This window comes from Sphingomonas sp. BK235 (genome assembly GCF_004345855.1).
In the GTDB taxonomy this organism is placed as follows: Bacteria; Pseudomonadota; Alphaproteobacteria; order Sphingomonadales; family Sphingomonadaceae; genus Sphingomonas.
On sequence record NZ_SLXN01000016.1, the window covers coordinates 1 to 25041 of the forward strand.

Sequence of the window (25041 nt, forward strand, 5' to 3'; positions counted from 1 at the left end):
GGATCCATCGCGCCGCGAGAGCCGCCCGCGTTGCTCTCGCGGCACCATGGATCCCGGCGCGAGGCCGGGATGACGGTGATGAAGAGCAAGCCGCCACTTGGGTTCAGATCCACGCGCCCGCAGGAGCACCGGCGTCGGGAAGAGCGGCACGGTGGATCCCGGAACACGTCCGGGATGACGGATCAACGGAGGCGGCGGTAAAGGCGGCGGGAAGGCGGCGCGGACGGGCGCCCCAACCGGTGCCAGCGGTCGTCGCGCAGAACGCCGGCGACTTATGCCGGCGCCGCGCTATGCTGCCGCGGATGGACCCGGCCGCTCCCCCGCCAGCGCCGCGGCGCGCGCGCCCGAACCGTCGCGCGGTGATCGGCCAGCTCGCCGCCGCGCCGCTCGCCACCGCCCCCAGCGACGCGCGCGCCGCGCCGCCGCCCGACCCGCACGCGTCACCCGGCGACGGCGACGCGCTCGCCTGGCTGCGCGCCTATGACCCGCGGTGGGACCGCCCGAGCCGCGACGCGGGGGAATCGATGCCGTGCGGCGCGGGCGACATCGGGCTCAACGTCTGGGTGGAGGGCGACGACCTGCTCTTCTACGTCGCGCGCAGCGGCGCCTTCGACGAGACCAACGCCTATCTCAAGCTCGGGCGCGTCCGGCTGCGGCTCGACCCCTCCCCTTTCGCCGGCGCGACCGACTTCCGCCAGCAGCTGTCGCTCGAGACCGGCGAGCTGACGGTGCGCTGCGGCGGCGTCGGCGTGACGCTCTGGGTCGATGTCGCCGCGCCGGTGGTGCGCGTCGCGGTGGACAGCGCGCGCCCGGTCACGCTCACCGCCACCTTCGAGAGCTGGCGCACGCGCGACCGCGATTATACCCCGGCGGAGATGTCGATGCACCGCGCCTATGACGGTGCGCCGGTGACGCCGCGGCAGCGCGCCGACGTCACGCGCTTCGCCGCGGGCGGCGTGCTGAGCCGCCACCATAATCAGGGTGACGACGCGTTCGACCTGCTGGTCCGCCAGCAGGGACTGGAGGCGGTGCGCGACCGATTGTGGAACCCGCTCGCGGGGCTGGGGTTCGGCGCGCTGCTGGTCGGCGACGCGCTGCGCGCCGCGGGGACGGTGACGGGACGCTATGCCAGCACCGACTTCACCGGCTGGCGGCTGGTCTCGCGCACGCCGCGGCGGCGCCACGCGCTGCGCCTGTGGTGCCATGTCGCGCAGGCGCGCGACGCGGCGGCGTGGACCGCGGGGCTGCGCGCGCTGGTGCGCGCCGATCCGGGCGCGGCGGCGTCGCGCGCGCGCAGCCGCGGCTGGTGGCGCGACTTCTGGGCGCGCAGCCATGTCGTGATCGCGCCCGGCGCGCCGCAGCCCGACCGGCAGGAATGGCGCATCGGGCGCAACTACCAGCTCTTCCGCCACCAGCTCGCCACCAACGCGCGCGGCGCCTGGCCGACCAAGTTCAACGGCGGCAATCTCACCGTCGATCCCGAGTTCACCGATCCCGCGCTGCGGCTGTCGCCCGACTATCGCGCCTGGGGCGGGGGCGAGTTCACCGCGCAGAACCAGCGGCTGGTCTATTGGCCGCTGCTCAAGAGCGGCGACGCCGCGCTGATGGCGCCGCAGCTCGATTTCTATCGCCGGCTGCGCCGCACCGCCGAGCTGCGCACGCGCACGTACTGGGAGCATGACGGCGCCTGCTTCGTCGAGCAGATCGAGAATTTCGGCCTGTGCTGCGGCCAGGAATGGGGCTGGCGCCGCGACTGGACCAAGGCGGCGGCGCGGCTGCCCGGGGTCGAGGACAGTCCCTATGTCGATTATCTGTGGGACACGGTGCTCGAATTCTGCCTGATGATGCTCGAGGTCGGGCGCTTCACCGGCCAGTATCGCGCGGACGACCTGGGCTTCGTCGACAGCTGCCTGACCTTCTTCGACCAGCATTACCGCCGTGAGCATCGCCGCGTCACCGGGCGCGAGCTCGACGCCGCGGGCCGGCTGGTGCTATTCCCCGGCACCGCCTGCGAGACGTACAAGAACACGCTCAACTCCGCGGTGACGATCGCGGGGCTCAACGCGGTGCTGCGCGCGCTGCTGGCGCTGCCCGAGCGGCTGGTCGGCGCGGCGCTGCGCGCGCGCTACGCCGCGATGCTGGCGACCGTGCCGCCGCTGCCGACGCGCGAGCGCGACGGGCATCGCGTGCTCGCCCCGGCCGCGCTGTGGGACCGGATCCAGAACGTCGAGCTCCCGCAGCTCTATCCGGTCTTTCCCTACGGCCAATATGGCGTCGGGCGACCCGACCTCCAGCTCGCGGTCGACACCTGGCATCACGGCGTCGACACCGCGGCGCAGAAGGACGTGCGCAGCTGGCACCAGGACGCGATCTTCTGCGCGCGGCTCGGGCTGACCGAGGAGGCCGCGCGGCTGACCGCCCGCAAGCTCGACGACGCGCCGCGCCGCTATCCCAGCTTCTGGGGGCCGGGGCACGATTGGGTGCCCGACCATAATTGGGGCGGCGCGGGGATGATCGGGTTGCAGGAGATGCTGCTGCAGACGCCGGGCGAGGCGCTCCACCTCTTCCCCGCCTGGCCGCGCGCGTGGGACGTCGACTTCCGCCTCCACGCGCCGCGCGAGACGGTGGTGAGCGCGTCGCTGCGCGCGGGCGTGCTGACGCGGCTCGACGTGACGCCGCCCGCCGCGGCGGCGCGCGTGATCCTGCCCGACTGGGTGCGGCGCGACGCGGCGACGCGCTAGGATCCGATCCCGTGGCGCCGGAGCACAATGCCGGCGTCGCGGATCGGACGCGGGCGCGCGCTCAGATCCGCACCACCCAGTCGCGGCGGCGCAGCCACGCCATCGCATACCACAGCAGCAGCAGGTACAGCGCGATCGGCAGCAGCGCCGCGAGCGGGTCGCCGAATGCCGCGCGGGTGGCGCGGAACGGCACCAGCAGCAGGTCCCAGGTCACCACGGGCGCGGTGAGCTGGTGGAGGGTATAGGCCGCGATCGCGTTGGTGCCGAAATCGGTGAACGGCGTCGCCGCCCCGCGCGGCGGCGCGGGCGCGCCGTCCGCGGCGCGATCGACCGCGGCGTGGAGCAGCGCCAGCGCCAGCGCGACCAGCCCGCTCGTCACCAGCACGAACGGGCTCGACCAGATGTCCTTGACGATCGGGAACAGCCGGCCCCAGCCCGCGCCGACCGCCAGCATCGCCGCGCCCGCCACGGCGAGGTCGCGCGCGCCCGCGCCGCGGCGCAGCCGCTCGCCGATCGCCACGCCGATCAGCGCCTGCGCGATCGCGGGCAACGTACCGAGCAGCCCCTCGGGGTCATAGCCCTGCGGCCCCGCGACATAGCGGTGCGCGCCGAGCAGCAGCCGGTCGACCGAGGCGATGAAATTGTCGCCGCGCACCCACAGATCGGTCGTGCCGCCGTCGAGCGGGGGCAGCGCGGCGAGCGGCCAGTAACCGAGCAGCAGCACCGCCGCGAGCGCCAGCCGCGCGCGCGGCCCCGCCGCCAGGTACAGCAGCGCCGCCGCGGCATAGACCAGGCCGATCCGCTGGAGCACCCCGAACAGCCGCCACGGCCCCGCCGCGAATTGCGCGAACACGTGGAGGTTGGAGAGCAGGAAGCCGAGCAGCACCAGCCGCGCCGCGCGCGCGAGGATGCGCCCGCGCGCGCCGGCGCTCACCTCGCGCCGCAGCGAGAAGGGGATCGCCACCCCCACCATCGTCAGGAAGCCGGGAAAGACCAGGTCCGCCAGCGTCAGCCCGTCCCAGTTGGCATGGAGCAGCAGCGGCGCCACCGCGGCGTGCGCGCCGTAATGGACCGCCGCGGCGGAATTGACCACGATCATCCCGATCACGGTCGCGCCGCGCAGGATGTCGAGGGAGAACAGGCGCATGGCGATCGTTCCTCCGGGCTCAGGGAATCATCGGGCGCGCGCGCCCGGCACCGGCCAGCGCGGCCGCGACCGCGGCGAGCAGGTCGGCGCGGCGGAACGGCTTGCGCAGCACCGCCAGGTCGGCGGGCAGGTCGACGTCGTCGGGGGCGTGGCCGGTGACGAGCAGCAGCGCCACCCCGGGCCAGCGCGCGCGCGCGATGCGCACCAGCTCGGTGCCGGGGCGGTCGGGCATCAGCAGGTCGGTGACGACCAGCTCGATCGCGTCGTCGCCCTCGAGCACCGCCAGCGCCTCCGCGACCGAGCCGACCTCGGCGAGCGGATGGCCGTGCTCGGTCAGCGCCTCGGCGATCGCGGTGCGCACGCGCGCGTCATCGTCGACGAGCAGGATGCGCGCGCGCGCCGCGGGCGCCGCGGCGACCCCCGGTGCGGCGACGGGCGTGGCGGGGGGCGCGACGGGGGGCGCGGCGGGCGCGCGCGCGAGCGGCGGCGCGTCGGTGGCGGGGAGCAGGATCGTCGCGCGCGTGCCCGCGCCCGGCGCGCTGGCGAGCCGGAGCGCCCCGCCCGACTGCGCCGCGAAGCCGTGGACCATCGACAGCCCGAGCCCGGTGCCCTTGTCGACCGGCTTGGTGGTGAAGAACGGATCCACCGCCTGCGCCAGCGTCGCCGCGTCCATCCCCTGCCCGGTGTCGCTCACCGTCACCGCGACATAGCGGCCCGGCGCCAGCCCCGCGGCGTCACCCGGCGCGGCGGGCGCGACGCTGACGGTGACCGCCCCGCCCGCGGGCATCGCGTCGCGCGCGTTGATCAGCAGGTTGAGGATGGCGAGCTCGAGCTGCGCGGGATCTGCCACCGCGCCGCAGGGACGCGGCGTCACCGTGACCGTCAGCGCGATCGCGGGGGTGAGCGATTTCTCGATCAGGTCGGCCATGCCGTCGAGCAACGCGCCCAGCTCGACCGGCGCGGGCGAGAGCGGCTGCTGGCGCGAGAAGGACAGCAGCCGGCTGACCAGCAGCCGCGCGCGCTCGGCGCTGGCGAGCGCGGCGTCGACCAGCGCGGTGACGCGCGGGTCCGCGGCGCGGCGGCGGATGAGGTCGAGCCCGACCATGATCGGGGTCAGCAGATTGTTGACGTCGTGCGCCACCCCGCCGGTGAGCCGGCCGAGCGCTTCCATCCGCTGGCCGTGGCGCTGCGCCTCTTCCTGGCGGCGCAGCTGGCGCAGCTCGACCCACAGCATCCGCGCCAGCAGCGCCAGCAGCAGCAGGCAGAGCAGCGCCGCCGCCACCAGCAGCAGCACCGCGTTGCGCAGCGGCGCGGTGAAGGCCTGCGCGGGGGTGGTGATCTTGACCGACCAGCGCGCCGCCGCGACCGGCGCCCACACCTCGACCGGCGCCGGCCCCGCGCCGCGCGCGCGCGCCGGCGCGTGCGGCACCGTGGTGGCGGTGCCGGCGGCATCGATCACCGAGGCGGTCCAGCCCGCGGGCAGCGCCTCGGCGCGGAGCAGCTGCTCGAGATGCGCCGCGGGGATCAGCGCGGAGACGACGAGCCGCGGCCCGCCGACCGCCTCGACCGGCGCGCGCACCGCGAACTGCCGCGCCCCGCCCGTGTCCGCCACCACGACGCCGATCTGCGGCCGCCCGGTCGCCACCGCGCGCGCGAGGCTCGCGGGCTCCGCGACGCGGCCGCGCGGCGCCGGGCCGGGCGGCGCGGGCAGGTCGATCAGCCGCTCCCCCGCGGCGGTCGCGATCGAGATGCTGTGCCAGTCGGGCTGATAGCGGCGGATCCGCGCCGCCAGCGTGCGGAAGCGAGGTTCGTCGAGCCGCGCGCCGTCGAGCGCGGGCGACTGCGCCACCATCGCCACCGCCTCCAGGTTGCTGCGCAGCGTCATGTCCACCAGCGCGGCGAGGAATTTGGCGTGCGCGCGCGACTGCGCCTCGACCGCGCGGCGCTCGTTCTGGAGCGTCAGCGCGCCGAACGTGCCGCCGAGCGCGACGATCGGGATGGCCCCGGCGAGCACCAGGAGAAGCAGCGAGCGTCGCATCCGGGCCGCTCCTCCCTCATCCTGCCCTGCGGTGTCGCTGCTTCAAGCGCATAAGAGCTTGAATGTAAACGTAGGTCGCGTCGCACGCGCGGGAGCGGCGCCTGACGCCGCGCCGCGACCCGACCCCGTCCCGACTCAGCCGATCGCGCAACTGCCTGAACATGGGCGAGTCGCGTCCAGAACCCATAATGGTGATTTAGTTATACGACCGTCTTTTCAAGGGACTGAAGGGACAGTCTCAGTTGTTATCGACAAGTCTTCACTCCTCACTATTTGTTCTGTTGCAATTAACTCGCATAGTGAAGACGATCTTTTCTAAAAAATATCAAGCCCGATTCAATTATTTCCTTGTCTTCCGCGCGTTTTGCTCGGGCTTTAAACAAGTATATACGATCTACGATGCAATCGATTGCTCACCACGAACTTCGGAGAACCCCATGGCCCTCGCCAAGAAGAGCAGTATCGCCGCCCGCGGCCCCTCCGCGCCGGAGGCGGGCGGCGCGCGCGGCGGCGCGCTGATGACCAACAGCGTCCGCCTCACCGCCGAGGCCGAGAAGCGCAAGGCGCGCACCTTCGCGCGCCAGCAGAAGGGGTCGGAGCGGCTCGCCTCTGCCACCGCCGAACTGTCGAGCGGGATCGCCGAGGCGTCGAGCGCGGCGGACGAGCTGCGCAAGGCCGCCGAGCAGATCAGCGTCGGCGCCGAACAGGCCTCGGCCGCGGCGCAGCAGACGATGCGCGCGATGACCAACGCGTCCGAGCTGCTGCGCGACGTGCGTCAGCGCGCCGACGGCTCGGCTGTGCTGACGCAGAATCTGTCCGACCTGATCGCGCAGACCACCGCCGAGGTCGGCGGCTCGATCGACGCGGTGGCGCGCGCGGCGGAGCGCCAGGCCGGCTCGGTCGCGCTGGTGGAGGAGCTCGACCGCCAGGCAATGGCGATCGGCGAAGTGGTCAAGGCGGTGGCGCATATCGCCGACCAGACCAACCTGCTCGCGCTCAACGCAGCGATCGAGGCGGCCCGCGCGGGCCAGCACGGCAAGGGCTTCGCGGTGGTCGCCGACGAGGTGCGCACGCTCGCCGAGACGAGCGAGAAGTCCGCGCGCGACATCCAGGAGCTGATCGCGCAGGTCCAGCAGGACGTCCGCGTCGTCGCGGAAGGGATCGGCACCTCGGCCAGCACCGCGCGCGACGAGGCCGCCAAGGGCGCGGCGGTGGTCGCCGGGCTGGAGCAGATCCGCGCCGACATGGCGACGATCATGACCGGCTGCACCGCGATCGCGAGCGACGCCGAGGACGCGGTCCATGCCGCCGGCGAGGCGCTCAAGGGCGCCGAGCTGATCGCCGCCGCGGCCGAGCAACAGAGCGCAGCGTGCCAGGAGACCAGCCACACGATCGAGCAGCAGGCGCAGGCGCTGGCGCAGAGCGAGCAGGCCGCGCACGAGCTCGGCCAGCTCGCCGACGAGCTCAAGAACAGCAGCAACATCGCCAAGAGCGCGGAGGAGGTCGCCTCCGCGGCGGAGGAATTGTCGAGCGCGGTGGAGGAGATCAGCCGCGCCTCGACGCAGGTCGCCACCGCGCTGGAGCAGATCAGCCGCGGCGCGCAGCAGGCGGCCGCCGCGACCGAGCAATCCTCCGCCGCGATCGGCCGGCTATCGGGCAACGCGCAGACCGCGTCCGAACAGACCAGCCAGGGCGCCGAGCGCGGCGAACAGATCGCCGCGCTGCTGCGCGACAACAAGGCGCGGATCGACGCGATGATGCAGGGCGTCGCCGCCTCGGTCAGCGCGGGGCGCGACAGCCGCGACCAGATCGCCGCGCTGGAACAGGTCAGCCGCCGCATCGACAAGATCGTCGACGCGATCACCACCGTGTCGATCCAGACCAACATGCTCGCGGTGAGCGGCTCGGTCGAGGCGGCGCGCGCGGGCGAGTTCGGCAAGGGCTTCGCGGTGGTGTCCACCGACATCCGCAACCTGGCGCGCGATTCGGCCGAGAATGCCGAGCGGATCAAGGACACGGTGAAGACGATCCAGGACACGATCGCGGTGGTCCGCACCGACCTGCGCGAGATCGCCGACACCGCCGCGAGCGAGGTCGACAAGGGCGTCGCCATCGCCGCGGGGCTCGACCGGATCGCGCTCGACGTCGGCGCGGTGGTGCGCGGCAACCACGAGATCTCGGGCGCGACCGACCGGATCACGGCGGTGCTGGGCGAGAGCAACGTCGCGGTCGGGCAGATCGCCGCGGCGGCGCAGCAGGCGCTGCGCGCCGCGGGCGAGGCGAGCGACGCCGCGGCCGAGCAGTCGCGCGGTGCCGAGCAGCTCGCCGCCGCGATCGAGGAGATCGCCTCGCTCGCCGACGAGCTCCAGGCCGCCTGACGCCCCCCTCCCGGTGAAGGACCATCGCATGACCGAGCCCCGCCCCGACACGCCCGCACCGCCGGCGCTGCCCGCGCCGCTCCCCGCCGCACCTCCCGCCGCGGGCACGTCGCCCGATGCCGCCGAGGCCGCGCGCGACCTGTGCCAGTTCGTGATCTTCCACTGCGCCGAGGAACGGTTCGCCGCGCCGCTCGCGCAGGTGCGCGAGATCATCCGCGTCCCCGACATGGTGCGGATGCCGCTCAGCCCGCCCGCTTTGCTCGGGCTCGCCAACCTGCGCGGCGGGGTGCTGCCCGTGCTCGACCTGCGCCATCTGTCGGGGCTGCCCGCGGTCGACGCGGACGAGGCGAGCCGCGTCGTCGTGCTCGATCACGGCCAGCCGGTCGGGCTGATGGTGGACCGCGTCGCCAATGTCGTCTCGGTCGAGCGCGCGCGGCTCGAGCCGGTCGACCAGCTGCGCGCCGCGGTCGACGGCGCGCTGCTGACCGGGGTGATCAAGGACGAGGCCGGCGGCGTGGTGATGGTGCTCGACGTCGCCACCGCGGTGGGGCGCACCTTCGCCGCGCTCGCGGCCGGCGCGACCGCGACCGCGCGCGACGACGGCGCGGGGGCGGGGGCGGTCGTCGCGACCGGGGCGGCCGATGCCGCCGCGGCGGACGAGGACCAGCTCGTCAGCTTCGAGGTGGACGCGCAGGAATATGCCTTCCCGATCGCCGAGGTGCAGGAGATCGTCCAGCTTCCGTCGGCGATCACCCAGGTGCCCGGCGTCCCCGCGCACGTGCTGGGGGTGACGACGCTGCGCGACCGCCTGCTGCCGCTGGTGTCGCTGCGCGCGATCTTCGGCCTGCCCGCCGCGGCGCAATCGGAGACCAACAAGGTGGTGGTGGTGACGCTGCGCGGCACGGACGGGCGCGGCACGGCTGGGCGCGGCACGGGCGGGCGCGACGACGAGCGCGACGCGCGCGCGATGGCGGTCGGCGTGGTGATGGACAAGGTCAGGGCGGTGCTCCGCGTCGACCGCGCCGCGGTCACGCCGCTGCCCGCGACGCTGGCGCACGGCGAGGCGGGGGAGCGCGGCGAGATCCGCTCGATCTGCCGGCTCGACCAGGGGCGGCGGCTGGTCTCGGTGCTGTCGGCCGAGGCGATGTTCGATCCCGCCGAGCTGGCGGCCTGGCGCGCCGGTGCCGGCGACGACGTGGATGAGAAGGCGCGCGCGCGGGACGAGGGAGAAACAGCGATGACGGGCGAGATACGCGGCGAGGAGTCGCAATATGTGATCTTCCGCCTGGTGGGCGAGGAATATGGCGTGCCGGTCGAGGCGGTGCGCGAGATCGTGCGCGTGCCCGAGCAGCTCACCCGCGTGCCGCGCACCCCCGATTTCATCGAGGGCGTGATCAACCTGCGCGGCACGGTGCTGCCCGTGATCGACCAGCGCCGGCGCTTCGGCCTGGCCGAGGCGGCGCGCTCCGACCGGCAGCGCATCATCGTCTTCGTGATCCAGGGGCAGCAGGTCGGCTTCATCGTCGACAGCGTGTCCGAGGTCGGACGCATCGCCGCCGCGGCGGTCGCGCCCGCGCCCGAGCTCACCGGCGATCGCGCCAAGGTGGTGCGCGGCATCGCCAACCTGCCCGCGCAGCAGCGGATGATCCAGCTGCTCGACGTCGACGCGCTGGTCGATCCCGCGGAACAGGCGGCGCTGCCGTCGCTCGACGCCGCGCTCGCCGCCTGATCCGTCATGGCCACCCGGATCCTCGTCGTCGACGATTCGGCGCTGATGCGCCGTCATCTCGCACACCTGCTCGAGAGCGCGGGCTATGCCGTGCGCACCGCGCGCAACGGCGTCGAGGCGCTGGCCGAGGTCGACGCCTTCGACCCGCAGGTGGTGACGCTCGACGTCAACATGCCCGAGATGGACGGGATCACCTGCCTGTCGCGGATCATGGTCGGCAGCCCGCGCCCGGTCATCATGGTGTCCTCGATCACCGAGCGCGCCGCCGAGGCGACGCTCCAGGCGCTCAGCCTCGGCGCGGTGGATTATGTCCGCAAGCCCGACGGCACGATCTCGCTGTCGCTCGACGCGGTCGCGGCCGAACTGCTCGCCAAGGTGCGCGTCGCCGCCACGGCCCGGGTGCAGCGCCGCGGCGACGCCGTCGCCGCCCCGCGCGCGCCCGCGCCAGCGGCCGCGGCGCGCCGCGACGGCGAGCCCGGCCTGGTGCTGGTCGGGGTGTCGACCGGGGGGCCGGCGGCGCTGGAGACGATCCTGCCCGCGCTTCCCGCCACCCTGCCCTGGCCGGTGCTGGTGGCGCAGCACATGCCCGCGAGCTTCACCGGAGTGTTCGCGCGCCGGCTCGACGCTCTGTGCGCGGTGCGCGTCGAGGAAGTGCGCGGCGCGGCGCCGCTGCGTCCCGGCCACGTCTATGTCGCGCGCGGCGACGCCGATCTGCTGGTGGCGCGTCGTGCCGCGGGGCTGGTGGCGCTGTCGGTGCCCGCGGGCGGCGCGCACGCCTGGCACCCCAGCGTCACGCGGCTGGTGGAGAGCGCCGCCGAGCTGCTGCCGCCCGAGCGGCTGATCGGCCTCCAGCTCACCGGCATGGGCGACGACGGCGCCGAAGCGATGGCGCGGCAGCACCGCCGCGGCATGCGCACGATCGCGCAGGACGAGAGCAGCGCCGCGGTGTTCGGTATGCCGCAGGAGCTGATCCGCCGCGCGGGCGCCAGCGCGGTGCTGCCCACCGCGGCGATCGCGCCGCAGCTGATGCGCTGGCTCGCCCCCGCGCGCGCGGCGATGACGCGCGCGCCCGCTCCCTCCCTTTCCGCCGCAGGAGCCGCCGCATGGCGCTGATCAAGACGTCCCGTCCCGACCCCGCGCGCGCCAGCGCGGCCGCGCCCGCGCTGGACGCGCTGGTGGCGCAGCTCGCCAGCCCGGTCGCGGCCGAGCGCCGCGCCGCGGTGCGCGCGCTCGACGCGCATCCCGACGGGATCGCGCCCTTGTGCGCGCGCCTCGCCGCCGAGCCCGCGCCGAGCGTGCGCGAGGCGATGCTGGCGGCGCTGGTCCGCCGCGCCGCCCCCGCCGCGGTGACCGCGCTGCTGCCGCTGCTGCGCGACGGCTCGCCGGCGCAGCGCAACGCCGCGCTGGAGGCGCTGGCGCTGATGCCCGATCTGGTCGCCCCGCACGTCGCCGCGCTGCTGCGCGACCGCGACAGCGACGTGCGCATCTTCACCGTCAACCTGCTCGGCGTGCTGCCGCATCCCGAGGCGGCGCGCTGGCTGGTGGAGGCGCTCGACGACGCGCATCCCAATGTCTGCGCCGCCGCGGTCGACGGGCTGGCCGAGATCGGCGACGCGCGCGCGCTGCCCGCGCTGGCGGCGCTGCCCGCGCGCTTCCCCGAGGACGGCTTCCTCGCCTTCGCGGTACAGCTCGCCTGCCAGCGGATCGCCCAGTGAGCGCGACCAGCCCGCTGATCGACCCGCGCCTGCCCGCGGCGCGGGCGGCGGACCCGCGCGCGCCGATCACGCCGCAGGATTACGCCAAATTCTGCGACTTCTTCTATCGCAAGACCGGGATCCTGTTCGGCACCAGCAAGGCCTATTTCGCCGAGCGCCGGCTGCAGGACCGTATCGCGGCCACCGGCCAGGCCAGTTTCCGCGATTATTTCACGATGCTGCGCTTCGAGCTCCACGGCGTCGAGCTGCAGCAGCTGGTCAATGCCATGACCATCAACGAGACCTATTTCTATCGCGAGGACTATCAGTTCAGCGCGCTGGTGCGCCACGTCCTGCCCGCGCTGGCGGCGGAGCGCGCGCCGGGCGAGCCGATCCGGATCTGGTCGCTGCCGTGCTCGACCGGTGACGAACCCTATTCGATCGCGATCCAGATCCTCGAACATTGGCCGCTGGCGGACCGCTACGACATCGAGATCCTCGGCTCCGACATCGACAGCCGCGCACTCGCCGACGCGCGCGCGGGCCTCTATGGCGAGCGCGCGCTCCACCGCCTGCCGCCCGCGCTGCGCCAGCGCTACTTCACCGCGCAGGGCGAGAGCTGGCGCATCTGCGACGCGCTGCGCGAGTCGATCGACTTCACCCAGGTCAATGTCGCCGATGCCGCGCAGATGCGGCGCTACCGCGACATGGACGTGATCTTCTGTCGCAACATGCTGATCTATTTCGACGAGGTCTCGCGCCGCCAGGCGGTGGAAGCGCTCTACGACAGCCTGCGCCCGGGCGGGGTGATCTGCCTCGGCCATTCCGAGAGCATGAGCCGGATCTCGTCGCTGTTCGCCCCGCGCCGCTTCGGCGACACCATCCTGTATCAAAGGCCCGCCGACCATGATTGAGCCGATGACCCACGGCAAGCGCATCCTCGTCGTCGACGACGGCATGACGACGCGCCTCTATTACCGCTCGGTGTTCGAGGCCGCGGGCTTCGCGGTGGACGAGGCGGCCAACGGGCTCGAGGGGCTCGAGCGCGCGCTGGTGGAGCGGTTCGACCTGCTCGTGGTCGACGTTAACATGCCCAAGATGGACGGCTATGCGCTGATCGAGCGGCTGCGCGGCGACCCGGCGGGGCGCGCGGTGCCGATCGTCACGATCAGCACCGAGGCGGCGGGCGCCGACGCGCAGCGCGCGCTGGAGGCGGGCGCCAACCTGTATCTGGTCAAGCCCGCCGCCCCCGCCGCGCTGCGCCATTATGCCGCGCTGATGACGGGAGTGGCGGCATGAGCGACCTGTTGCTGACGCGCTTCGTCGAGGAGGCGCGCGAGCTGCTCCAGTCCGCCGCGGCGGGGCTGCTGGTGCTGGAGCGCACCCCGGGCGACGACGCCGCGATCAACGCGGTGTTCCGCGCGGTCCACACGCTCAAGGGTTCGTCGGGGCTGTTCGACGCGCCCGCGCTGACGCGGCTGGTCCATGCCGGCGAGGACCTGCTCGCCGCGGTGCGCGCGGGCACCTTCGCGCTCGACGGCGCGGTGGTGGACGAGCTGCTCGACAGTTTCGACCAGGTCGCGGCCTTCGTCGACCAGCTCGCGCGCGACGGCCGGCTCGGCCCCGAGGCGGAGCGCGTCGCGGCGCAGGGCGTGGCGGTGCTGCGCGCGCATCTCGGCGCGCCGCGCGACGGCGCGGGGATGGACGCGCCCGACGCCGCGCCGCGCGCCGCCCCCGCCGACTGGCTGGCGGGCTTCGACGCCGCGGCGCTGGCGGACGCGACCGCGCGGCGCGACGCCGGCGAAGCCGTGCTGGTGCTGCGCTACACGCCCGAGCCCGGCTGTTTCTACACCGGCACCGACCCGGTCGCCGCGATGCTCCAGCTGCCGGGGCTGGTCGCGCTCGCGGTCGCGCCGCGCGAACCGTGGCAGCCGGGCGCCGATTTCGACCCCTATCAGTGCAACCTGTGCCTCACCGCGCTGACCGTGGCGCCGCGCGCCGCGGTGGAGGAGGCGATGGTCTATGAGCTCGACCAATGCGCGCTGCGGCTGCTGTCTCCCCCCGATCCGGCCGCGCCGGCGGAGACGGTGCCCGCCGGTGCCGCCGCGGCGCCGGACGGCGCGCCCGCGCCCGACGCCTCGCCGGTGCGCGCGCTGGTGACGACGCAGCTGCGGCTGCTCGAGACCTATGGCCACGATCCGGTACGGCTGAGCTCGATCGCGGTGGTGATCGCCAATCTGCTGCGCAGCCTCGACCACGACCTGCTCGGCGAATCGTGGCAGGCGGTGCTGGCGGAGGCGGCGGCGAAGCGCGACGTCGCGCCGCTGTGCGCCTTTCTCGCCACGCTCGACCCGCTCGCCGAGGCCGAGCCCGCGCGCCCCGCCGCCGCGCTGGCCGCCCCGCCCCCCCTGCCCGCGGCGCCCCCCCTGCCCGCGACGCCGCGACGCGGACCGGACGCGGGCGACGGCGCGCCGGCACCGGCCGCCGCCCCGGCGACGCCGCGGACGCTGCGCGTCGACCAGGCCAGGATCGACGCGCTGATGACGCTGATCGGCGAGCTGGTCGTCTCCAAGAACGCGCTGCCCTTTCTCGCGCGCCGCGCCGAGCAGATCCACGGCTCGCGCGAGATGGCGCGCGAGATCAAGGAACAATATGCCGTCATCGACCGGCTGACGCAGGAATTGCAGGGCGCGGTCATGCAGGTCCGCATGCTGCCCGTGGCCGAGATCTTCGACCGCTTCCCGCGGCTGGTGCGCGATCTCGGGCGGCGGCTCGACAAGCAGGTCGAGCTGGTGGTCGAGGGGCAGGACACCGCCGCCGACAAGACGATCGTCGAGGCATTGGGCGACCCGCTGCTCCATGTCGTGCGCAACTCGCTCGACCACGGCATCGAGCCCGCCGACGCGCGCGTCGCCGCGGGCAAGCCCGCCGCCGCGACGCTGCGGCTGCGCGCCTTCCAGGACACCGACAGCGTGATCGTCGAGGTCAGCGACGACGGCCGCGGCATCGACCCCGCCGCGATCCGCGACGCCGCGGTGGCCAAGGCGATGGTGACGCGCGACGTCGCCGACCGGCTGAGCGACCAGGAGGCGCTCAACCTGATCTACCGCCCCGGTTTCTCCACCGCGGCGACGGTGTCGGACCTGTCGGGGCGCGGCGTCGGCATGGACGTGGTGCTCAGCACCGTCCACAAACTGGGCGGGCGCGTCTCGGTCCAGTCGCAGATCGGGCGCGGCACCACCACGCGGCTGACGCTGCCGCTCAGCATGGCGGTGACGCGCGTGATGGTGGTGGAGATCGCGGGCAGCCTCTACGGCATCCCGATGGACCTCGTGGTCCAGACCGTGCGGCTGCGCGCCGACGCGATCCGGCGCGTCGGGCGCGACGAGGTGTTCGTGCTGCGCGACGCGATCGTGCCGCTGGTGCGGATGGCGCGCCGGCTCGGTGCCGAGGCGGCGGCGCGCGCCGCGGACGAGCGCGGCGAGGCGGTGCTGGTGTGCCGCGTCGGCGACGAGACCGTCGGGCTGGTGATCGACGATTTCCGCGAGGGCATGGACGTGATCCTCACCCCGATGGACGGCATCCTCGCCGCGGTGCCGGGCTATTGCGGCACGACGCTGCTGGGCGACGGGCGCGTGCTGCTGATCCTCGACCTCAAGGAGCTGCTGTGATGCCGATCCGCTACACGCGCAAGCGCGCGCATCTGGAGGAATGCTGCACCGTCGAGGAGGCGCTGGGGCTGGTCGCCTTTCTCGCCGAACGGCCGGGCGCGAGCGTCGCGCTCGCGCGCTGCACCGCGCTCCACGGCGCGCTGGTGCAGGTGCTGCTCGCCTTCCGCCCGCCGCTGCACGGCGCCGCGCCCGCGGCGCTGGCGCCGCTGCTCCCCGCGCTCACCCGCGCCCCCGATCCCGAGACCGACTGACACGGAGTTATCAATGGCCGACACGATCCTGATCGTCGACGATTCCCCCTCGATGCTGATGAGCATCGAGATCATGCTGGGCGCGACCGCGCTGACCGTCCACAAGGCCGAGAGCGGCGAGCAGGCGCTCGCGCTGCTCGGCGACGGGCTGCGCCCCGCGATGATCCTGACCGACCTCAACATGGGCGCGCTCAACGGGGTGGACCTGGTCCGCGCCGCGCGCCAGCTGCCCGGGCTGGGCTTCACCCCGATCGTGCTGCTCACCACCGAATCGGCGCAGGACATGCGCGACCTCGCCAAATCGGCGGGGGCGACCGGCTGGCTGACCAAGCCGGTCGAGAGCGAGGCGCTGCTGCGGATCGTCCGCAAGCTGGTGCCCTCGGCCTGATCGCGGCGCCGCCATGTTCCACGCCGTGATCGAGGCGCCGCCGCCCGGCGCCGACCCCCCCGCCGACTTCCCCGCCACCCCCCCTCCCCCCGCCGACGCGCTCGCCGCGCTGGCGGGCGAGCTCGACCATCATTTCCTCGCCGCCGGGCAGATGCTGGCGAGCGCGGTCGGCGCGGTGCAGCGCGTCGTCGCCGCGCTCGAGGGCGTCACCCGCGCGATCGACGCCGAGGCCGCGGTCGCCGCGGTCGACGACCTGCGCGCGGTGGCCCGGCGGCTGACCGGGCTGGCCGACACGCAGGCGACGCGCGACGCCGAGCTGGGCGCGATCGCGCGCGAGCTGGCGGTGATCCGCGCGCGCGTGCTCGACATGCGCGACACGCTGCGGCTGCTCGAGATCTACGCGCCCAACATCAAGATCGCCGCCTCGGGCGAGCCGGTGTTCGTCGAGTTCGTCGACGGCATGCGCCACCGGCTCCACCTCGGCGAGCAGCATATCGCGCATATCCTCGCCGAGCTGGCGACGCTGGAGCGCGGGCTGGCGCGCGGCCATGACGCCTCGGCGCGGCTGCTCGCCGAGGGCGCCAGGGTCGTCCCCGCGGTGCCCGACCGGCTCGAGCAGGACGCCGCCGCGCTCGACCGCTATCGCGCCGCGCTGCGCCACGGCGCGACCGAGCTGGCCGCGGCGGCGCGCAGCGTGGCGCAGCGCGTCGCCAGCGCGCTCAACGCGCTGCAGGTCGGCGACAGCACGCGCCAGCGGATCGAGCATGTCGTCGCCACGCTCGCGCTGGCGGAGGCGGCGGGCGACGCCGCGGTCGCGGCGCATCTGCGCGCGCTCGCCGCGGCGCAGACCCAGGCGCTGGCGGCCGAGTTCGCCGAGGGCGCGGCGCGGCTGGCCGCGGCGCTGCGCGCGATCGGCGACGAGACCGGGCGGCTGCTCGCGCTGATCGGCGCCACGGCGGAAGGGGATGGCGCGGAAGGGGACGGCGCAGAAGGCGACGGGGCGGACGGCGACGGGGCGGTCGCGCTCGCCGAGCTGGACCGCGACATCGCCGCGGTGAGCGCGCTGACCGCGCGGCTGCACGACGCCGACCGCGACACCGAGCTGCTGGTGCGGCTCGCCACCGACGCGCTCGACGGGCTCGGCGCGCGCTGCGACGGGCTGCGGCTGATCCGCCGCGACGTCGGCGACATCGCGGTCAACACGCGGCTGCTGTGCCGCCGCTTCGGGACGATGGGGCGCGCGGTGGCGGTGGTCGCGGTGGAGGTGGGCGCCTGCGCGACGCAGCTCGACCGCGCCAGCGCGGCGATCACCACCGCGATGGCGGCGGTGTCCGCGGGCGGCGCGGCGATCGCGGCGGCGCAGCGGCGCGCGGGCGGCGCGGCGGGGGACCGGCTCGCGCTCGCCGCCGAGGTGATCCGCGCGGGCTGCGCCGCCAGCGAGCGCGGCGTCCGCGACGGCGCGCGCGAGGCGCACGCGCTGATCGCCGAGCTGGCCGCGGCGAACGCGACGCTGGAGCGCCCGCTCGCGCTGGCGGACGAGGTGGCGGCGATCGGCGTCCGGCTCGGTGCCGCGGGCGCGCGCGCCGCCGACGCGCTGCCCGAGGCGGCGGACGCGCTGCTGCGCACATTGCTGGCGCAGGTGGCGGGCAGCTACACGATGGCGGCGGAGCGCGCGGTCCACGCCACCTTCCTGCTGCCCGGCATGGCGGACGCGCCCGTCGCGCCGGTGGAGGAGGACGGGCTGTTCTGAGCGCTCCCCGCGCGCGGCCTTCGCGACACGCGGCGCTGGCGCGCTGAGGCGCGCGCGCCTATGCGGCCGCTTCACTGCAGGACGGGGGAGGTATCAGGCCGGTGTTCCGCTTCGATCGGGCGATGGCGCTCGCGCTCGCGCTGGCCGCGCCGGCCGCGACCCGCGCCGGGGACGGCGCCGCGGCGCGCTCCACCCCCGGCCCGGTCTATGTCGCGCCGGCGACGACCGTCCCCGCCCCGGTCGACCGCGCCTTCGCCGGCGAGATCGCGCTCGACGTCGACGCCAGCGACGTCGCGCGCCGGCTGTTCACCGTGCGCCAGCGCATCCCGGTCCAGCGCGGCGCGGCGATGACCCTGCTCTACCCGCGCTGGGAGCCGGCCAGCCATGGGCCGAGCCTCACCGTCACCGATCTGGCGGGGCTGGAGGTCAGCGCGGCGGGGCGGCGCGTCGCGTGGCGGCGCGACCCCTATGAGCCGCACGCCTTCCACCTCGACCTGCCGCGCGGCGCCACCGCGGTCGACGTCCGCTTCCAGATGGTCGCGGGCGAGACGTTGCTCGGCCCCGACATGGTGTCGGTGCCGTGGCAGCGGCTGGTACTCTATCCGGCCGGCTATTACGCGCGCGACCTCCGCGTCGCGGCGCGGCTGCGGCTGCCCGCCGGGCTGCGCGCCTTCACCGCGCTGACACCCGCGCCGACCGCAGGAGCGGACGACGCGGCGCCGCTCGCCTTCGCGCCGACCACGCTGGAGACGCTGCTCGATTCGCCCGTGCTGGCGGGGCGCCACACCGCGCGCCTCCCGCTCGCCGGCGGCGCGGAGGCGGTGACGCTCGACCTGGTCGCGGCGCGCGCGGGCGACCTCGCCGTACCGCCCGCGCGGCTGGCCGAGCTGCGCGCGCTGGTGACGCAGCTGCGCGCGGTGTTCGGCACCGCGCCGTTCGCGCGCTACGAGATCCTCGCGCAGCTCAGCGACGACGGCTCGTCGGGGGGGACCGAGCATCGCGCCTCGAGCGAGAACGTGCTGGCCTCGACGCATTTCGCCGACTGGCCCGGCCAGATCCTGTTCCGCGACCTGATCGCGCACGAGATCGTCCACGCCTGGAACGGCTTCCACCGCGTCCCCGCGGACCTGTGGGCGCCCACGCCCAACGTGCCGGTCGCGGGCACCTTGTTGTGGGTCTACGAGGGCCAGACCGAATTCTGGGGGCGCGTGCTGGCGACGCGCGCGGGTCAGTTCACCCCGGCGGAGCTGCGCGACCGGCTCGCGCTCGAGGCGGCCGAGATCGCGGCGCGCCCGGGGCGGGCGTGGCGCGCGCTGTCGGACGACGTCCATTACCCCGCCTTCATGCTCCGCCAGCCGGTGGCGTGGCGCGACTGGCAGCGGCGCCGCGATTATTATTCGGAGGGCGTGCTGCTGTGGCTCGCGGTCGACGCCGAGCTGCGCGCGCGCAGCGGCGGGCGGCGCGGGATCGACGATGTCGCGCGACGCTTCTTCGCCGGGGCGGGGCCGGCCACGCCGGCGCGCCCCTATGATCTCGCCGAGCTGTGCCGCACGCTCGACGCGGTCGCGCCGGGCGACTGGGCGGGCTTCCTGCGCCGCTGGGTCGACGGGCATGAGGAAGTCGACACGCTCGCCGGGCTCGAGCGCCACGGCTGGCGGCTCGGCTTCGCGGACACGCCCGGCGCCGCCTTCCGCGCCAACGAGGAGGAGCAGGGCGTGACCGACCTGACCTATTCGATCGGCCTGACCGCGCGCGCCGACGGCCGGGTCCGCGCGGTGGCGTGGGACGGCGCCGCCTTCCGCGCGGGGCTGCGCCCGGGCGTGCGCCTCGTCGCGGTCCATGCCGCGCCCTTCACCGGCGCGGCGCTGCTCGCGGCGGTGCGCGGCTCGGCGACGCGCGCGGTCGCGCTGACGGTGGAGCAGGACGGACGCCGCCGCGACGTGGTGCTCGGCTATGCCGGCCCGCTGCGCTACCCGCGGCTGGAGCGTATCGCCGACCGCCCCGACGGGCTCGCCGCGCTGCTCGCGCCGCGGTGAGCGCGGCGCCTCAGCCGAGCGCGCGGACGTGATCGACGAAGGCGCGCAGCGGCGGGGGCACCAGCCGACGGCTCGAATAATAGAGGAACGGCCCCGGGAAGCGCGGCCACCAGTCGGCCAGCACCGGCTCCAGCGCCCCGCTCGCCAGATGCGGCGCGAGCCATTGCTCGAACAGATAGACGATCCCGCTCCCCGCCACCGCGGCGTCGACCAGCAGATCGGCCGCGCCCGCGACGCGCGCGACCAGCCGCGCGCTCGGCTCGACCCGCACCGTCTCGCCGTCGCGCTCGAACTCCCACGGGCTGGTCAGCGCGCCGCTGCTGAAGCGCCCGAGCACGCATTGATGGTCGAGCAGCGCGCGCGGATGCGCCGGCCGGCCGCGGCGATCGAGATAGGCGGGCGCGGCCGCGGCGGCGAAGCGCTGCTCGCGCGGGCCGATCGGCAGCGCGATCATGTCCTGTTCGAGCCGCTCGTCGTAGCGGATGCCCGCGTCCGCGCCCGAGGCGAGCATGTCGACGAACGCATCCTCGGCGTCGACCTCGACGCGCACCTCGGGATAGGCCGCGAGGAAGCCGGGCAGGATCGCGGGCAGCACCAGCCGCGCCGCGCTGACCGGGACGTTGAGCCGCAGCGTCCCCGCCGGCCCGTCGCGCAGCGCGTCGACCGATCCGAGCGCGGCGTCGACCGAGTCGAGCGCGGGCGCGAGCCGCTCGAGCAGCCGCGCCCCCGCCTCGGTCGGCGCGACGCTGCGCGTGGTGCGGTGGAGCAGCCGCAGCCCGAGCCGCGCCTCGACGCGGCGCACCGCGTCGCTCAGCGCCGAGGCGCTCTGCCGCGTCGCGCGCGCGGCCTCGCGGAAGCCGCGCGCGCGCGCCACCGCGACAAAGGCCGCCAGATCGGCCAGGTCCGCCGACATCGTTCGCTCTCCCGTACAGGCCGTGCCGATTGCCCCGGCTAATCGCGACAATGGACCAGCGCTATCTCCTGTCCAGTGACAAGGAGACGATGATGCCCCCGATCGACCTGACCTATATGCTCGGCGACCGCCGGGTGAAGCGGCTCGGCTATGGCGCGATGCAGCTCGCCGGGCCGGGCGTGTTCGGCCCGCCGCGCGACCGCGCCGCCGCGCTGGCGGTGCTGCGCGCCGCGCTGGCCGCCGGGGTGGACCATGTCGACACCAGCGACTTCTACGGCCCGCACGTCACCAACCAGCTGATCCGCGAGGCGCTGGCGCCCTATCCCGCGACGCTGACGATCGTCACCAAGGTCGGCGCGGTGCGCGGGCCGGAGGGGTCGTGGGACCCGGCGCAGGATCCGGCGTCGCTGCGCGCGGCGGTACAGGACAATCTGCGCCACCTCGGGCTGGAGCGGCTCGGCCTGGTCAATTTCCGCGTCCACGACGGCGGCCACGGCCGCAGCGAGGGGTCGATCGCCGCGGGCTATGGCGCGCTGGCGGAATTGCAGGCGGAGGGGCTGATCCGGCATCTCGGCATCAGCAACGCGACCGCGGCGCAGGTCGCCGAGGCGCGCGCGATCGCGCCGCTGGTCTGCGTCCAGAACCTGTACAATCTGGCGCATCGCGAGGACGACGCGCTGATCGACGCGCTGGCGGCGGACGGGATCGCTTATGTCCCCTTCTTCCCGCTCGGCGGGTTCGACCCGCTCCAGTCGGCGACGCTCGACCGCGTCGCGGCGGCGGTGGGCGCGACCGCGATGCAGGTGGCGCTCGCCTGGCTGCTGCGGCGGTCGCCCAACATCCTGCTGATCCCGGGCACCTCCTCGGTCACGCACCTGCACGAGAATCTCGCCGCCGCGGCGGTGGTGCTCGACGCGGCGGCGATGGCGGCGCTCGACACGATCGGGCGCGGGGGCGCCTGAGCCGCTCCCCGGCGGTCGCGCGCGCCCCGGTCACCGCGGGCACGACGCGACATGCGGCGTCGTCCCACCCCGCCCAGGATGACCATGGTCGCGGAAGCGGTGCGCCCCACCCGTCATCCCGGCCTGGCGCCGGGATCCATGGTGCCGCGAGAGCAGCGCTCTTGGGTCTTGCGGCGCCATGGATCCCGGGTCGAGCCCGGGATGACGGGTGGGGCGCCGGTTGGGCACCGACACCCCCCTCCCCTCACGCCAGCGCCGGTGCCGCCTCGCCGGGCGCGCGCGCCGGCGCTGCCGGGACGAGGCAGCCGAGGCTCGCCAGCGTCGCGCGCACCGCGGCGTCGAGCGGGGTGTGCGGCTCCGCGCCCAGCTCGGCCACCAGCCGCGCGTTGCCCAGCCGCACCGGGCGGCGCCAGAGATAGCGCATCTCCATCAGCTCGCGCGGGGTGGTCGCCACCAGAGCGGCGAGCCGCAGCTGCCACCAGGCGAGCCGGCGGATCGGTACGGTCGGGTCGCCCAGCGCGCGCACGATCGCCTCCACCATCCGCCGCCCGTCCTCGTCCCACTGGCCGTCGAGGTGGAAGCGCGCGAAGGCGGGCAGCGCGGGCCGGTCGAGCAGCCGCGCGATCGTCTCCGCCACGTCGGGCAGATAGGCCCATTGATGCCCCACCCCGCGGCGCCCCGGCTGGCGCACCACGCGCGGCCGCGCGCCCGGCGTCACCAGCCCCTGCGCGAACCAATTGTTGGCCGCGCCAGGCCCGAAGAAGTCGCCCGCGCGCACGATCAGCACCGGCGCCGCGCCGCTCGCCGCCAGCGCCGCGAGCCGCCGCTCCAGCTCGACCCGGATCGCGCCCTTGCGCGTCACCGGGCGCTGCGGCGCGTCCTCGTCGATCAGCGGGAAGGCGTCCGGCCCGTAATTGTAGACCGTCCCCGGCAGCACCACGCGCGCGCCGGTCGCGCGCGCCGCGGCGAGCGTGGCGTCGAGCATCGGCAGCACCTGCCCCGCCCAGTCGCGATAGCCCGGCGGGTTGACCGCGTGGAGGATCGCCTCCGCCCCGGCCGCCGCGGCGACCACCGCGTCGGCGTCGCGCGCGTCGCCGCGCACGATCTCGCAGCGCGGGTCGATCCCCTCGCCGGCCCCGCGCGTCAGCGCGCGGACGCGCCAGCCGCCGTCGAGCAGCCGCCGCGCGGTGGCGCCGCCGATCCCGCCGGTCGCGCCGAGCACCAGGGCCTGTCGTTCACCCATCATCGCCTCCTGTCCTGCATCGTCACCGCGACAAGGTGGCGCGCGCGGGGCTACACGGAAATTGCGGAGATCCGTGGATCGGCTATACGGTTATCGATGAACACGGGACCGAGCTGGGACGTCTATCGCAGCTTCGCGGCGGTGCTGGAGGCGCGCTCGCTGTCGGGGGCGGCGCGCGCGCTGGGGCTGACCCAGCCGAGCGTCGCGCGCCATGTCGCCGCGCTGGAGCAGGCGGTCGGGGGCGCGCTGTTCGTCCGCTCGCCGCGCGGCCTGTCGCCGACCGACCGCGCGCTCGCGCTGCGCCCGCACGCCGAGGCGCTGGTCGCCGCCGCGACCGCGCTGCGCCGCGCGGGCAGCGGCGCGCCCGACCGGCCCGAGGGCGTGGTGCGCGTCAGCGCCAGCCATGCGGTCGGCATCCTCCATTTGCCCGCGATCCTCGCCGCGCTGCGCCGCGCGCACCCGCGGCTGGTGATCGAGCTGGCGCTGACCGACACGGTCGACGACCTGCTCCAGCGCCGCGCCGATGTCGCGGTGCGGATGGTCGCGCCGGCGCAGCAGGCGCTGGTGGCGCGGCGTGTCGGCGCGGTGACGCTCGGCTTCCACGCGCGGCGCGACTATATCGCGCGGCGCGGCACCCCGGCCGGTTGGGCCGATCTCGCCGCGCACGACCTGATCGGCTTCGATACCGAGACCGAGTTCATCCGCGCCGCGATGCGCCATCTGCCGGGGATCGACCGCGCCGGCTTCGCGCTGCGCACCGACAGCGACGCCGCGCAGATGGCGGCGATCCAGGCGGGGTACGGGATCGGTATCTGCCAGACCGTGCTGGCGGCGCGCGACCCGGCGCTGGTGCGGCTGCTGCCCGACCTGTTCGCGCTCGACCTGCCGATGTGGGTGGTGATGCACGAGGATCTGCGCGATCTGGCGCGCTGCCGCGCGGTGTTCGACGCGCTCGCCGACGGGCTGGCGGCGCGGGCGGGCTGAGCCGCGCCCCGCGTCGCCGTGCCCCGCCCGGCTCAGGCGAAGATGTCGGCGAGCCGCTCGCCCGCGGGGCCGTGCTTGGCCTCGCGCAGCGCGACATAGACCACGCCCTGGATCGCGATCCACAGCGGCAGCAGCACCACCTGCAGCACCACCGAGGTCAGCGCCCCCGCCACGCCCTGGCCGGTATCGACCGCGGGCAGCCCCAGCACCAGCACGTTGACCACGCCCGCCAGCGCATAGGCCACCGCGTAGATCGCGATCACCAGCAGGAACAGCCCGGCGATCTGGCCGCGCGCGCCGCGGGTCAGCGCGCGGCTGCGCGACAGCGCGGCGATCGGCCCGCTGCCCTCCGCCACCACCGCGGGCGCGGCGACCGACCAGATCAGCGCGACGAACACGCCGGGCACGATCAGCGCGACCAGCCCGAGTGACACGGCGAACCAGTAGATCAGCGACACCGCGACCAGCGGCAGCACCGCCGGCAGCGCGGCGCGCACCGTCGCGCCCAGCGGCTGGTGCGCGCCGTCGAGGCGGTCCACCGTGGCGCGCAGCAGCACCGCCTGCGCCGCCATGTAGCAGAGCATCCACAGCACATAGACGACGATCGCCAGCAGGATCGGCGCGCCCGTCGCGACCGTGGCGGCGGACGCCAGGAACCATCGCAGCAGCAGCGCGGGGAGCGCCCCCAGCAGGAAGCTGGTCCCGAAGAACAAGGCGGGCGCGGCGCGCACCGTCGCGATCGTGTCGCTCATCGCCGCGCCGATGCTGAACGACGCCGTTTCCTGTTCCCCCGCCACGCTCGCCATCTCGTCCCCCCTTACGTGCTCCGGCCGCATCACGGCGCAGCGATGGGGCAAAGTCCAGCCGGAATCGTCGTTACCACCGGGTTCGGTGGCGATCCCTCGCCGCATCGGGTCAGGCGAACAGCGCGGCGAGCCGCGCGGCGCGCCTCGTGGAGCGCGGCATACAGCGTCCCCCGCGGCGCGCGCGCGCACGGCGCCACCAGCGTCGGCACGATCAGCGCGGCCGCGTCATCGCCGGGCTACATCCTCGCGCCCGCGGACCAGCTCCGTCATCCGGGTTCGACCCGGGACTCATGGATCAGCACCCAGAAAG

General features: G+C 74.8%; 19 protein-coding genes. 14 read left to right on the forward strand and 5 right to left on the reverse strand.

Annotated elements, in window-relative coordinates; genetic code table 11:
• Positions 1-302: 302 nt before the first annotated feature.
• Positions 303-2741: a DUF5703 domain-containing protein gene (locus EV292_RS21735; protein ID WP_132911369.1), complete on the forward strand. Its 2439-nt coding sequence runs from the start codon at positions 303-305 to the stop codon at positions 2739-2741.
• 61 nt (positions 2742-2802) lie between these two features.
• Here the strand turns inward: EV292_RS21735 and EV292_RS21740 are convergent, their stop codons facing one another.
• Complete coding sequence (locus tag EV292_RS21740; RefSeq protein ID WP_132911370.1) at positions 2803-3888, reverse strand: heparan-alpha-glucosaminide N-acetyltransferase domain-containing protein; 1086 nt, start codon at positions 3886-3888, stop codon at positions 2803-2805.
• A gap of 19 nt (positions 3889-3907) precedes the next feature.
• Complete coding sequence (locus tag EV292_RS21745; protein ID WP_132911371.1) at positions 3908-5926, reverse strand: ATP-binding protein; 2019 nt, start codon at positions 5924-5926, stop codon at positions 3908-3910.
• Positions 5927-6363: 437 nt separating this feature from the next.
• Here EV292_RS21745 and EV292_RS21750 point away from each other — a divergent pair, with 437 nt between their 5' ends.
• The 11 genes from EV292_RS21750 (at position 6364) to EV292_RS21800 (ending at position 19823) form a co-directional block, all read left to right on the forward strand.
• Positions 6364-8304: a methyl-accepting chemotaxis protein gene (locus EV292_RS21750; protein WP_132911372.1), complete on the forward strand. Its 1941-nt coding sequence runs from the start codon at positions 6364-6366 to the stop codon at positions 8302-8304.
• Between the two features lie 28 nt (positions 8305-8332).
• Positions 8333-10033: a chemotaxis protein CheW gene (locus tag EV292_RS21755; RefSeq protein WP_132911373.1), complete on the forward strand. Its 1701-nt coding sequence runs from the start codon at positions 8333-8335 to the stop codon at positions 10031-10033.
• Positions 10034-10039: 6 nt separating this feature from the next.
• The gene (cheB, locus tag EV292_RS21760; protein WP_132911374.1) at positions 10040-11146 is read left to right on the forward strand and encodes a chemotaxis-specific protein-glutamate methyltransferase CheB; all 1107 of its coding nucleotides are present in this window, start codon (positions 10040-10042) and stop codon (positions 11144-11146) included.
• Entirely contained in the window at positions 11137-11748 is a 612-nt protein-coding gene (locus EV292_RS21765; RefSeq protein ID WP_132911375.1) for a HEAT repeat domain-containing protein, read from the forward strand. The genes cheB and EV292_RS21765 overlap by 10 nt, the downstream gene beginning before the upstream one ends.
• Positions 11745-12641 carry a protein-glutamate O-methyltransferase CheR gene (locus tag EV292_RS21770; RefSeq protein ID WP_243693913.1) on the forward strand — a complete coding sequence of 299 codons (897 nt, stop codon included), beginning with the start codon at positions 11745-11747 and terminating at the stop codon, positions 12639-12641. The genes EV292_RS21765 and EV292_RS21770 overlap by 4 nt, the downstream gene beginning before the upstream one ends.
• Before the next feature lie 4 nt (positions 12642-12645).
• Positions 12646-13026 carry a response regulator gene (locus EV292_RS21775; protein WP_132911406.1) on the forward strand — a complete coding sequence of 127 codons (381 nt, stop codon included), beginning with the start codon at positions 12646-12648 and terminating at the stop codon, positions 13024-13026.
• Positions 13023-15398, forward strand: a complete 2376-nt coding sequence (locus tag EV292_RS21780; RefSeq protein WP_132911376.1) for a chemotaxis protein CheA — start codon at positions 13023-13025, stop codon at positions 15396-15398. Before EV292_RS21775 ends, EV292_RS21780 begins: the two co-directional genes overlap by 4 nt.
• Positions 15398-15649 carry a hypothetical protein gene (locus EV292_RS21785; RefSeq protein WP_132911377.1) on the forward strand — a complete coding sequence of 84 codons (252 nt, stop codon included), beginning with the start codon at positions 15398-15400 and terminating at the stop codon, positions 15647-15649. The genes EV292_RS21780 and EV292_RS21785 overlap by 1 nt, the downstream gene beginning before the upstream one ends.
• Positions 15650-15662: 13 nt before the next feature.
• Positions 15663-16037 carry a response regulator gene (locus EV292_RS21790; RefSeq protein ID WP_132911378.1) on the forward strand — a complete coding sequence of 125 codons (375 nt, stop codon included), beginning with the start codon at positions 15663-15665 and terminating at the stop codon, positions 16035-16037.
• 13 nt (positions 16038-16050) lie between these two features.
• Positions 16051-17787 (forward strand): hypothetical protein, encoded by a 1737-nt coding sequence (locus EV292_RS21795; protein WP_132911379.1) that lies wholly within the window; start codon positions 16051-16053, stop codon positions 17785-17787.
• A gap of 101 nt (positions 17788-17888) precedes the next feature.
• On the forward strand, positions 17889-19823 hold the full coding sequence (locus EV292_RS21800) for a M61 family metallopeptidase (protein ID WP_207913546.1): 1935 nt from the start codon (positions 17889-17891) through the stop codon (positions 19821-19823).
• A gap of 10 nt (positions 19824-19833) precedes the next feature.
• Here the strand turns inward: EV292_RS21800 and EV292_RS21805 are convergent, their stop codons facing one another.
• Entirely contained in the window at positions 19834-20736 is a 903-nt protein-coding gene (locus EV292_RS21805) for a LysR substrate-binding domain-containing protein (RefSeq protein WP_132911380.1), read from the reverse strand.
• Positions 20737-20828: 92 nt separating this feature from the next.
• Here EV292_RS21805 and EV292_RS21810 point away from each other — a divergent pair, with 92 nt between their 5' ends.
• The gene (locus EV292_RS21810) at positions 20829-21698 is read left to right on the forward strand and encodes an oxidoreductase (RefSeq protein WP_132911381.1); all 870 of its coding nucleotides are present in this window, start codon (positions 20829-20831) and stop codon (positions 21696-21698) included.
• Positions 21699-21942: 244 nt separating this feature from the next.
• On the opposite strand, the gene EV292_RS21815 is transcribed toward EV292_RS21810, so the two are convergent.
• Positions 21943-22941: an NAD-dependent epimerase/dehydratase family protein gene (locus EV292_RS21815; protein ID WP_132911382.1), complete on the reverse strand. Its 999-nt coding sequence runs from the start codon at positions 22939-22941 to the stop codon at positions 21943-21945.
• Between the two features lie 96 nt (positions 22942-23037).
• On the opposite strand from EV292_RS21815, the gene EV292_RS21820 reads away from it, so the two are divergent.
• Positions 23038-23925: a LysR family transcriptional regulator gene (locus EV292_RS21820; protein WP_132911383.1), complete on the forward strand. Its 888-nt coding sequence runs from the start codon at positions 23038-23040 to the stop codon at positions 23923-23925.
• 32 nt (positions 23926-23957) lie between these two features.
• On the opposite strand, the gene EV292_RS21825 is transcribed toward EV292_RS21820, so the two are convergent.
• Positions 23958-24731, reverse strand: a complete 774-nt coding sequence (locus tag EV292_RS21825; RefSeq protein WP_132911384.1) for a hypothetical protein — start codon at positions 24729-24731, stop codon at positions 23958-23960.
• Between the last annotated feature and the right edge of the window lie 310 nt (positions 24732-25041).